Origin of the sequence: Dietzia sp. CQ4 (assembly GCF_014145125.1) — a bacterium.
In the GTDB taxonomy this organism is placed as follows: domain Bacteria; phylum Actinomycetota; class Actinomycetes; order Mycobacteriales; family Mycobacteriaceae; genus Dietzia; species Dietzia natronolimnaea.
Genome location: NZ_JAALDZ010000350.1, coordinates 1 through 11,138, shown reverse-complemented (window position 1 = coordinate 11,138; position 11,138 = coordinate 1). Strand labels below are relative to the sequence as shown.

The window sequence follows — 11,138 nt, the reverse complement described above, 5'->3', positions numbered from 1 at the left end:
CGAGCGCGCCCAACAGTTCGTCGGCGCGCGAGCGGAGCGCGTGACGGTCGGGTCCTGGGGTGGAGACGGCGCCGGGAACGGAGGTGCCGGGAACGGAGGTCATGTCGCCCATCGTGCACCACGGCTCCGACACGCAGGATGCGGCGGGCGGCCGGATGCCGTTGACTCGGGGCCATGGAGGGCGAGGACGTACCGGCGGGGGCCCGGAGGAACGACCGCGCGGCGCTCGTGGCGAGGGCGACCGCGCGGTTGGCGCGTCGGCGGGTCGGACTCGTGCTCGGCGGGGGGCCGCACGGGGAGGTGTCGATCTCCTCCGGGGGCGATGACGGCCACGGAGGGGTCCCGGGCGAACGCACGCTGTTCGAGATCGGGTCGATCACCAAGACGTTCACCGCGCTCCTGCTCGCGGACGGCGTGATCCGGGGGGACTGGAGCCTCGACACCCCTGTCCGGGAGCTACTCCCGGCCGGTGTGAAGGTCCCGGGTCGGGACGGGGTGGAGATCACGCTGCGACACCTCGCGACCCACACCTCCGGGCTCCCGCGGTCGCCCGTGCGTCTCGGGCTCCGGGAGAACATCGCGTATCAGCGCACCGGCGCCGACCCGTACGCGGCTCTGACCGAGGACGACGTGCTGCGGAGCCTGGGTGAGACGCGGCTGAAGCGCGTGCCGGGCGACGGCGGACCCGCGTACTCCAATCTCGGATTCGGCCTCCTCGGCACCGCGATGACCACGGCGACCGGTCTGGACTACGGCACCCTCGTACGAGACCGGGTCGGCGGTCCGCTCGGGTTGGTGGACACCGTGGTCGACGCCCACATGACCGCCGACCAGCGTCGGCGGATGGCGGTGGGATTCCGGAGCCGTCGTCGCCCCGCCGATCCCTGGCCCCTGGCCGGATTCGCGGGCGCGGGTGCACTGCGGTCCACGGCCTCGGACATGGTCCGGTTCCTCTCCGCACAGGTCGACCCGGGGAGCACCGGGCTCGGCGACGCCATCCGGCTCACCCATGCCACGCCACGGGGAGGGCCGGAGACGATGGGGCTCGGGTGGCACCGTGCGGGGGATCGGACCCTGTGGCACAACGGCGGGACAGGAGGATTCCGGTCCGTCGTCCTCGTCAGCCCCGCCACCGGCACCGTCGTCCTCGCCCTCGTCAACCAGAACCGGGGCGCGGACCTGACCGCGTTCCGACTGATGCGGCGGCTGGAGCGGTGACATCGGGACCGGTCGGGGCGCGGCGTGGCCATACTGGGTGACATGACGCAGACGTGGAAGACGATCGTGGACGCCGACCCCGGGCACTCGCGCCGGTACGCCAAGCGGTGGGACGACATGGTGGCCGAGGGCGTGGACATCGACGGCGAGGCGCGGCTGATCGATGCGATGGCGCCACGTGGCGCCCGCATCCTCGACGCGGGGTGCGGTCAGGGCCGCACGGGGGCCTACCTCCACCAGCGCGGGCACCGGGTCACCGGTGTGGACCTCGACCCCCACCTGGTCGAACGGGCGCGGGAGCTGTGCCCTGACGCCTCCTGGGAGGTCGCGGATCTCGCAGGGGAGGGCTGGGCGGCCGGACCGTTCGACCTGGCCGTCTCCGCCGGTAACGTCCTGGCGTTCGTCGACCCGGCCGACCGCGGCATCGTGCTGGCCAATCTCGCCGGACGTCTGGTGTCGGCGTCCGACGACGTCGAGGGACGAGACGGGCGGCTCGTGGTGGGGTTCGGTCTCGACCGCGGGTGGTCGCGCGAGGAGTTCGACGCCGACGCCCGCGAGGCGGGGCTGGAGGTGGAACAGCGGTGGTCGACCTGGGATCTCCGTCCGTTCGACGACGACAGCGGTTTCATGGTGGCCGTGCTGGTGCGCCGATAGCGCAGGGCCGGTCGCCCCGACCCCTCGCTGCGGCTCTCTCAGTGGTGGAAGTGAGATCCGGCGCCCCTACGCGGCATCGGTGAGTCGAGCTCGTCGAGGAACGACACCTCGCCGGCGAGATCTTTGACCAGGGCCGACGCCAGGTCGCGGCCGAGGCCGACGCGGACCACGATGCGAAGCACGGTCAGGTGCGACAGATCGTCGGCCAGGGGATAGGCGGGCACGAGCCAGCCCTTCATCCTGAGTCGATCCGACAGGTCGTAGAGGGTCCACATCGTCGTGTACCCCTCCTTGAGCCGCCAGGTGACGACCGGGATCGTGTCGCCACGGCTCACCAGCTCGAACGGACCGAGCCCCCCGATCTCCGTGGCCAGGAACTGCGCGACGTCGAGGGATCCCTGCTGGACCCGGCGGTAGCCCTCCCGGCCGAGCCGGAGGAACATGTAGTACTGCAGGAGGACCTGTGCCCCGGGTCGCGAGAAGTTCAGCGCCAGGGTCGGCATGTCGCCGCCGAGGTAGCTGCAGTGGAAGATCATGCTCTCCGGCAGGGCGTCCGTGTCCCGCCACACGATCCAGCCCACACCCGGGTAGACGAGACCGTACTTGTGGCCGGAGGTGTTGATGGACGCCACGCGCTCGATGCGGAAGTCCCACTCCAGGTCGGGCTGGCAGAACGGCGCCACCATGCCGCCGGACGCGGCGTCGACGTGGATCCTGACGTCGAGACCGGTGGCCTCCTCGATCTGGTCGAGCTTCCCGGCGATCGCGGCGACCGGCTCGTAGGCACCCGTGTAGGTGACTCCCATGATGGCGACCACCCCGATGGTGTTCTCGTCCACGTACTCCTCGAGATCGTGGCCGTCGAGCATCGGGTGCTCCGCCGAGATCGGCACCCAGCGTGGCTCGACCTCGAAGTAGTTGCAGAACTTCTCCCAGCAGACCTGCACGGCGGTCGAGAGAACGATGTTGGGGCGATCGGTTGACTCGTTCCGCGCCCTGCGTCCGGCCTGCCAGCGTCGCTTGAGCGCGAGCCCGCCCAGCATGCAGGCCTCCGACGAACCGATGGTCGAGGTGCCGATGGACTGCTCGACGTCGGGCGCGTTCCAGAGATCGGCGATCATCCTCCAGCACCGCTCCTCGATCGCCGCGGTCTGGGGGTACTCGTCCTTGTCGATCATGTTCTTGTCGACGGTCTCGGCGTACAGGCGCCGGGCCTCGTCGTCCATCCACGTGGAGACGAACGTCGCCAGGTTGAGCCGCGCGTTGCCGTCGAGCATCGCCTCGTCGTGCACGATCTGGTAGGCCGTCTCGGGAAGGGACTGGTCCCTCGGCAGTTCGAAGCGGGGCAGCTCGGTGGCCTCGCCCGGACGGACGAACACGGAGTTGAGGTCCAGTGACGCACCGCCCTCGTTGGTGGTGTGACGCGCAGTGGTGTGACGCGCTGTGGTGTGACGAGCGGTGGTGTGAGGGATCTCGGCCACTGTCTCTCCTCGGATCGGAACTCGTCCCGCGGTGACCCATCGGGTTTCAGAGTGTGCCACCGATCACAGGTGGTCGTCGTCGACTTCCCGGGTTGCGCCTGAACAGCGGTGATCACCACCGCGAACGGTAGCGGCCCCGCTCGGCCCGCGGTCACAGCACACTGTGCCCATGAGCGCGCAGAAGTGGACCGTGGACCGCCTGCCGGACCTGAGCGGCAAGACCGTCATGGTGACCGGCGGCACGAGCGGGATCGGCAAGGAGGTGGCGCGCGAGACAGCACGTCGCGGTGCCCACGTGGTGCTGCCCTCCCTCACCCGCGCCGAAGGCGAGTCGGCGGCGGCGGAGATCGGCGGTTCGACCGAGGTCCACCAACTCGACCTGAGCCGCCTCGACGCCGTGCGCGGCTTCGCGGCGGGATACACGGACCCGGTCGACGTGCTGCTGGACAACGCCGGACTGATGAGCAGGACCCGCAGGCAGACCCCTGACGGCCTCGAACTGCACCTGGGTGTCAACGTCCTCGGGCCGTTCCTGCTCACCGAGCTGTTGCTGCCGCGGATCAGGGAGCGGGTCGTGATCACGGCATCGATGGCCCACGCCAGGGGGCGGATCGACTTCGCCGACCCCCACTTCCGCCGGCGCCCGTACTCCATGGCGGCGGCGTACGCCCAGTCCAAACTCGCGTGCATGCTCTGGGGGCTCGACCTGCAGAACCGGCTCGACGCTGCCGGGTCGCCGGTGGACGTCCAGCTCGCGCACCCCGGGTTCGCCGCCACCTCGATCCTCGATCCGACGCCGTTCCCGCCGGTCAACGCGGTCCTCGACCTGCTCGGTCGACGGATCGTCCCCACCGCGTCAGACGGGGCGCGACCTCTCCTGTACGCCGCGACGGAGACGCTCCCGCCGGCCTCGTACATCGGCCCGACGGGGTGGCGTCAGATCGCCGGGGCGCCGGGACCCTGCGAGCGCTCCGCGCCCGCCGGCGATCCGGACCTCGCCCGCCGCTTCCGCGAGTTGGCCGTGCGCGAGACCGCGGCTGATCTCGCCGTCTGACAGGTCGCGTCGGACTCCCCGGTCGCATCGGTAAGCTGGCGCTCATGACCACGAGCCACCTCGACGCCCCCGACCTCTCCGGCCAGACGGACGCCGATCGGCCCGCCCTCGACCCGATGCGCGACGCCGCCGACGACCCGACGCGCGAGGCCGTCCGCGACGCGGCCCGGCGTGCCCGGGCCGCGTCGCGTGACCTGGCACTTCTCACCGCGGAACGCAAGAACGCGCTCCTGCTGGCGGCGGCCGACGCCCTGGTGGCCGCACAGGCGGAGATCCTCGGGGCCAACGCCCGCGATATCGAGGAGCAGGCGGCGGAGGGCACCGGCGAGGCCATGCTGGATCGCCTCCGTCTGACCGCCGACCGGATCGAGGGCATCGCCGGCGGTCTCAGGCAGGTGGCGGCATTGGCGGACCCGATCGGCACCGTCACCCGCGGCTCGACCCGCCCCAACGGTCTGCAGCTGCGTCAGGTCCGGGTGCCGCTGGGCGTGATCGGCATGATCTACGAGGGCCGGCCCAACGTCACCGTCGACGCGTTCGGTCTGGCGTTCAAGTCGGGCAACGCGGCGCTGCTGCGAGGGTCGCGCTCGGCCCGGCACTCCAACGAGGCGCTCGTGACGGTGCTGCGCGACGTCCTGGCCCGCCACGACCTCCCGGTGGAGGCGGTCCAGTTGCTGCCCTCGGCGGACCGGTCGTCCGTCACCCACCTGATCCAGGCGCGCGGTCTCGTCGACGTGGTGATCCCCCGCGGTGGCGCGGGTCTCATCCAGGCGGTGGTGGAGAACGCCAAGGTTCCGGCCATCGAGACCGGCACCGGTAACTGCCACCTCTACATCCACGGGGACGCCGACCTCGACGAGGCGATCAGGCTGCTGCTCAACGGCAAGACCCGCCGTTGCAGCGTCTGCAACGCCACCGAGACGGTGCTGCTCGACGAGGCCCTCGGCGACGCCGCCGTGGACCGGGTGGTGGGGGCACTGCAGTCCGCCGGCGTCACCGTGCACGGCGACCGCGAGGGACTCGTCCCCGCCGACGACGTGGACTGGGGCGAGGAGTACCTGAGCATGGACATCGCGCTGAAGGTGGTCGACGGCGTGGACGCCGCGATCGACCACATCGCCCGCTGGTCGTCGGGACACACCGAGGCGGTGGCCACGCGGAGCATCGAGGTGGCCGACGCGTTCTGTGCCCGGGTCGACGCGGCCGCGGTGATGGTCAACGCCTCCACCGCGTGGACGGACGGCGAGATGTTCGGCTTCGGCGCCGAGATCGGAATCTCCACCCAGAAACTGCACGCCCGCGGGCCCATGGGTCTCGAGGAACTCACCAGCACCAAGTGGATCGCCCACGGCAAGGGTCACGTGCGTCCCTGACGCGCGGCACCCGGGTCGACGGCCCACTACACGCGATTCCCACCGAAAGGACCCACCCATGGACCGAGCCCGGACCGCGCAACGACCGGCATTCGAGAGCATCGACCACGTGATCGAGAGTCTCGGGGCCCAGGGCTACCTGGCCGACCGCTCGACCGCGACGGTGGTGTACCTGGCCGACCGTCTGGGCAAGCCGCTGCTCATCGAGGGGCCGGCGGGCGTGGGCAAGACCGAGCTGGCCAAGGCCGTCGCCGCGGCCACCGAGGCCGAGCTCATCCGTCTCCAGTGCTACGAGGGCGTCGACGAGGCCAGGGCCCTGTACGAGTGGAACCACGCCAAGCAGATCCTGCGCATCCAGGCCGGCCAGGGGGAGGGATGGGACTCCACGCGGGACGACGTCTTCTCGGAGGAGTTCCTCCTGTCCCGGCCGTTGCTCACCGCCATCCGGCGCAGCGAGCCCACCGTGCTCCTGGTCGACGAGGTGGACAAGGCCGACATCGAGATCGAGGGCCTGCTGCTCGAGGTGCTCAGCGACTTCGCTGTGACGATCCCCGAGCTCGGGACGATCCAGGCGGTCCGCAAGCCGTTCGTGGTCCTGACCTCCAACGCGGCCCGCGAACTCTCCGAGGCGCTCAAGCGGCGCTGCCTCTACCTGCACCTGGATTTCCCGACCCCCGAACTGGAGCGCAAGATCCTCGGTTCGCGGGTGCCGGAGCTCGACGACCGGCTGGCCGAGCAACTGGTCCGGGTGGTCGGTGTGCTGCGAGCCATGGCGCTCAAGAAGGTGCCGAGCGTGTCCGAGACCATCGACTGGGGCCGCACCCTGGTCGCTCTGGGCCTGGACACGATCGACGACGAGACGGTCCTGCAGACCCTCGGAGTGGTGCTCAAGCACCAGTCCGACCAGCTCCGCGCGGCCGCCGAGCTGCGGCTCAACTAACGTGCGGCGATCAGGAGGTCAGGCGAGATGACCACGCGTGCGCCCGGCGGGTTGTCCGGGCACCTCGTCGACTTCGTCGACGCCCTGCGCCGCAAGGGCATCCCCGTGGGGCCGAGTGAGGCGGTCGACGCGGCCGCGGCGATGGTCCACATCGACCTGCTCGACCGTGCGGCGCTCAGAGAGGCGCTCGCCGCCACGATCCTGCACAAGCCCACCCACCGAGGCGTGTTCGACCAGCTCTTCGACCTGTGGTTCCCCGCCGCGATCGGGGCGCACTCCGCCTCGGACGGGGTGGCACTCGAGGTGGAGATCCCGACGGACGACGACGGCAAGGTGGACCCGGAGGCGCTCAACGAACTCATCGCCTCGCTTCTGCTCGAGGACACCGAGGAGTCGCGGGCCAGGGCCCGGGCGTTGGCCGAGCTCCTGGTGGAACAGCTCGGCTCGTACGACTCGGCGAGCGGTCCGCGCTACTCCGCCTATCAGGCCCTCAGTCCACTGGACACCAGCGCGATCATGCAGAAGATCCTCGACGGCCTGATGGGGGCCGATCCCTTCGACCCGGACGGTTCCAAGCGCCACGCCGAGAAATCCGCGGCCGCCAACTCGGCGGCGGACATGGTCAGGGGTTTCCTGCGCGAGGTCGCCGACGAGACCCGGCGCCGCACCGCGGAGACGGTGGGTCGAGACCGGGTGGCCGACTACGCGGTGGGTCCCGCGGCGGAGCAGGTGGACTTCCTGCGGGCCAACGACCAGGACCTGCAGACGTTGCGTCGGCGGGTGGGTCCCCTCGCACGTCAGCTCGGTAGTCGCCTGGCCGCGCGGCGTCGTCGTCACCGACAGGGTGCGATCGACATGCGCAAGACGATGCGCCGGTCCATGTCCACCGGCGGGGTGCCGGTGGAGCTGGTGCTGCGCAAGCCCCGGCCGGCGCGCCCCGAGGTGGTGGTGTTGTGCGACGTCTCCGGGTCCGTGGCCGGCTTCAGTCACTTCACGCTCCAGCTGGTGCACTCCCTGCGTGAGCAGTTCTCCCGCGTGCGGGTCTTCGCCTTCGTCGACACCACCGACGAGGTGACCTCGTTCTTCGAGACCGGGTCGGACCTGGGATCGGCGATGAGCCGGATGGTGCGCGAGGCCGCGATCGTCACCTACGACGGGCACTCCGACTACGGGCACGCGCTCGAGGGGTTCGCGGACCGCTACGCCCACACGCTCACCCGCACGGGTTCGCTGCTCATCCTGGGCGACGGGCGCAACAACTACCGCGACCCGTCCGTGGAGGCGCTCGAGTTCGTCAGCGAGCGCGTCGGGCACACCCACTGGCTCAATCCGGAGCCCAGGAGGCAGTGGGGAACCGGTGACTCGGCGGCCAGGCTGTACTCCCAGTACGTCCCCATGCACGAGTGCCGCAACGTCGAGCAGCTCACGGCGGTCGTCGCGGGCCTGCTGCCCGTGTGAGGGCGCGGACACGCGAGGGAGCGGAACGTGGTGCCGGACCGATAGACTCGGCGACCATGACCACGACGGGGACCGCCGCGGGCGCCGGACGCCGCATCGGAGTGATGGGCGGGACCTTCGATCCGATCCATCACGGTCACCTGGTGGCGGCCAGCGAGGTCGCCCACCGTTTCGGTCTCGACGACGTGGTGTTCGTCCCCACCGGGGAGCCGTGGCAGAAGCGGGGTCGTACCGTCTCGCCCGCCGAGGACCGGTATCTCATGACCGTCATCGCGACGGCCTCCAACCCCCGGTTCTCCGTCAGTCGCGTGGACATCGACCGGCGGGGCCCCACCTTCACCGTCGACACCCTCAGGGACCTGTTGCGACAGAACCCCGGCGTCGAGCTGTTCTTCATCACCGGCGCGGACGCGTTGGAGAAGATCCTGACCTGGCGCGGCTGGGAGGAGATGTTCGAGCTCGCCACCTTCGTCGGGGTCTCGCGCCCCGGCTTCGAGTTGTCCGACACGCATCTCGCTCAGATCGGTGACGGCCGCGTGCACCTGCTCGAGATCCCCGCGCTGGCCATCTCCTCGACCGAGTGCCGACGGCGTGCGGCCGAGGACGCCCCGGTCTGGTACCTCGTCCCCGACGGGGTCGTCCAGTACATCGCCAAACGCAACCTCTACCGCCCCGAGGGCTCCACCAGGCTCGACGGGACCCCCGCCGCGACGGCTCCGGCACACCGCGAGCTCGTCCCCACCGACCACCACACGGAGGAGAACCATCAGTGACCGCTAGCCCCGAGGCCCTGGACATGGCGGGCATCGCCGCCCGCGCCGCAGACGAGAAGCTGGCCACGGACATCGTCGTGCTCGACGTCTCCGGCCAACTCATCATCACCGACTGCTTCGTCCTGGCCTCGGCCGAGACCGAACGTCAGGTCAACGCCGTCGTCGACGAGATCGAGGACAAGCTCCGCGAGGCGGGGCACAAGCCGCTGCGTCGGGAGGGCACTCGCGAGGGGCGCTGGGCGCTGCTCGACTACAACGAGGTGGTCGTCCATGTCCAGCACGTCGACGAGCGCGACTACTACTCGCTCGACCGTCTGTGGAAGGACTGCCCGGTCGTGGAGATCGAGGGCGTCGAGACCTCCGGGCGGCCGGAGTCCGCGACGAGCGGCGCCGACGACTCGCTCGCGCCGGAGGAGCCGCAGCGGGATCAGGGGCTCTGACACCGCGGTGACCCGTCGTCTCATCCTGCTGCGTCACGGTCAGACGCACTACAACGCCTCGCTGCGGATGCAGGGCCAGTTGGACACCGAGCTCAGCGAACTCGGCGTCCAACAGGCCCACGCGGTCGGTCGCGCCCTCGCACACCGTCGACCGTGGACGATCCTCTCCTCCGACCTGCAGCGGGCACGCGAGACGGCCCGGGCACTGGCCTCGGAGGTCGGGCTCGACGTCCGGACCGACCCGCGCCTGCGCGAGACCCACCTGGGCACGTGGCAGGGGATGAGCCATTCCGAGGTCGACGAGCTGTGGCCCGATGCGCGGATGCGGTGGCGCAGCACCCCACGGTGGTCCCCGCCGGAGGGGGAGAGCCGGCTCGACGTGGCCCGGCGGACCCGCCAGGTGGTCGACGAACTCGTGGACGCCTCGCCGGGGTGGAACGAGCACCCGGCGGTCCTCGTGGCCCACGGGGGGGCGATCGCCGCCCTCACCGCCGCTCTGATCGAGCTGCCGGTCGAGCAGTACCCGATCTTCAACGGTCTCGGGAACACCTGTTGGGTGCAGCTGTCCGCGCACCCGCGGCCCGGGTCGTCCTGGAGCGGGCAGTCCGCGACCCCGGAGATCGGGCCGACGACCGAGGGGGCCCGCGACGTGCTCTGGCGACTCGACCAGTGGAATGCCGGTCTCACGCCCCCGGTGGTGCAGCCATGACCATCCGCCTGGTCACCGACTCGAGTGCCGACCTCCCCGAGGAGTGGGTCCGCGAGTTCGGCATCACCGTGGTGGGCCTCCACGTGGTCGAGGAGGGGGACCGGGCGGTCTCGACGGCCGCGGTGACCCCGGACGAACTGTCGGCGATCTACCAGGAACTCCTCGACGATCCGGACTGCACGGGCATCGTCTCCGTCCACCTCTCACGTGATCTCTCCCGCACGTGGGAGTCCGCCGCCGACGCGGCCACGAGATTCGGCGGTCGCGTCCTGGTCTCGGACTCCAGGTGCGCCGGGATGGCGTTCGGCGCCGCGGTGGCCCAGTGCGCCTGGGCGGCGAACAACGGGCTCGGCCTGTCCGCCACCTACGAACTCGCCGAGCGGATCTGCCGGGGAGCGTCCACCTTCGCCGCTCTGGAGTCGTTGGAGAGTCTGCGCCGTGGTGGCCGGATCAGCGCCGTCGCCGCCCTCTTCGGCAGCGCGCTGGCCATGCGCCCGATCATCGTGCTGCGTGGTGGTTCGGTCGACCTGGCGGCCAAGGCCAGGACCACGACCAAGGCCCACGAGAGGTTGCGCGCGCTGCTGCGCGACGAGGTCGGCCGGGGCGACGTCCTGGTGGTCGTCCACCAGCACGAGGCACTGGAGCGGGCCCGGGAGATGGCCACCGAGATCCGCAAGGAGACCCCGTTCCCCGAGCGGGTTCTCGTCGTCGAGTTCGACGAGGTCCTGGCCTGGCACCTGGGGCCCGGGACCGTGGGGGTCTCGGTGACCGATCTCGTCGACACCGCATTCCCCATCCCCCCGGTCTCTCCACAGGACGACGACTGAGAGACCTCCGCGGGGTCCGGGAGTGGCCCCCGCCGGGCTAGCGTCGGCCCATGTTCCCCGACACCCGGACCCGTCCCGCGGACCCCGGTGATCCCGCCCGCGAGGCCGCGCTCCACCGGCTCTCGAGTGTGACCGCGCCGGCGGGCCCGGCGTCCGTTCCCCGGGCCGACGCGGATCCGGACGGGGCGAGACCCGTACGCGTGCCGCCCGC

The 11,138-nt window shown here is 70.9% G+C and carries 11 protein-coding genes; 10 read left to right on the top strand and 1 reads right to left on the bottom strand.

What is annotated here, in order from left to right:
* The first annotated feature begins 174 nt into the window (after nt 1–174).
* Both G6031_RS16735 and G6031_RS16730 read left to right on the top strand, forming a co-directional pair.
* The gene (locus G6031_RS16735; protein ID WP_182653874.1) at nt 175–1,218 is read left to right on the top strand and encodes a serine hydrolase domain-containing protein; all 1,044 of its coding nucleotides are present in this window, start codon (nt 175–177) and stop codon (nt 1,216–1,218) included.
* Nucleotides 1,219–1,260: 42 nt separating this feature from the next.
* Entirely contained in the window at nt 1,261–1,872 is a 612-nt protein-coding gene (locus G6031_RS16730) for a class I SAM-dependent methyltransferase (RefSeq protein ID WP_182638724.1), read from the top strand.
* Between the two features lie 38 nt (nt 1,873–1,910).
* Here G6031_RS16730 and G6031_RS16725 read toward each other — a convergent pair whose 3' ends face one another.
* A complete protein-coding gene (locus G6031_RS16725) occupies nt 1,911–3,353 on the bottom strand; it encodes a glutamate decarboxylase (RefSeq protein ID WP_182638726.1) in 1,443 nt (480 codons plus the stop codon).
* A gap of 169 nt (nt 3,354–3,522) precedes the next feature.
* On the opposite strand from G6031_RS16725, the gene G6031_RS16720 reads away from it, so the two are divergent.
* From G6031_RS16720 to G6031_RS16685, 8 genes are all read left to right on the top strand, one after another.
* A complete protein-coding gene (locus tag G6031_RS16720; RefSeq protein ID WP_182653873.1) occupies nt 3,523–4,407 on the top strand; it encodes an SDR family NAD(P)-dependent oxidoreductase in 885 nt (294 codons plus the stop codon).
* A gap of 116 nt (nt 4,408–4,523) precedes the next feature.
* A complete protein-coding gene (locus G6031_RS16715; RefSeq protein ID WP_182653875.1) occupies nt 4,524–5,780 on the top strand; it encodes a glutamate-5-semialdehyde dehydrogenase in 1,257 nt (418 codons plus the stop codon).
* A 58-nt stretch (nt 5,781–5,838) separates the two neighbouring features.
* Nucleotides 5,839–6,720, top strand: a complete 882-nt coding sequence (locus G6031_RS16710) for a MoxR family ATPase (RefSeq protein ID WP_179524943.1) — start codon at nt 5,839–5,841, stop codon at nt 6,718–6,720.
* A gap of 27 nt (nt 6,721–6,747) precedes the next feature.
* Nucleotides 6,748–8,178 (top strand): VWA domain-containing protein, encoded by a 1,431-nt coding sequence (locus tag G6031_RS16705; protein ID WP_182653872.1) that lies wholly within the window; start codon nt 6,748–6,750, stop codon nt 8,176–8,178.
* A 56-nt stretch (nt 8,179–8,234) separates the two neighbouring features.
* Nucleotides 8,235–8,951, top strand: a complete 717-nt coding sequence (nadD, locus tag G6031_RS16700; RefSeq protein ID WP_179524945.1) for a nicotinate-nucleotide adenylyltransferase — start codon at nt 8,235–8,237, stop codon at nt 8,949–8,951.
* The gene (rsfS, locus tag G6031_RS16695) at nt 8,948–9,391 is read left to right on the top strand and encodes a ribosome silencing factor (RefSeq protein ID WP_182609840.1); all 444 of its coding nucleotides are present in this window, start codon (nt 8,948–8,950) and stop codon (nt 9,389–9,391) included. Before nadD ends, rsfS begins: the two co-directional genes overlap by 4 nt.
* A gap of 7 nt (nt 9,392–9,398) precedes the next feature.
* A complete protein-coding gene (locus tag G6031_RS16690; protein WP_182609839.1) occupies nt 9,399–10,100 on the top strand; it encodes a histidine phosphatase family protein in 702 nt (233 codons plus the stop codon).
* Nucleotides 10,097–10,927: a DegV family protein gene (locus G6031_RS16685; RefSeq protein ID WP_182645494.1), complete on the top strand. Its 831-nt coding sequence runs from the start codon at nt 10,097–10,099 to the stop codon at nt 10,925–10,927. Before G6031_RS16690 ends, G6031_RS16685 begins: the two co-directional genes overlap by 4 nt.
* Nucleotides 10,928–11,138 lie beyond the last annotated feature (211 nt).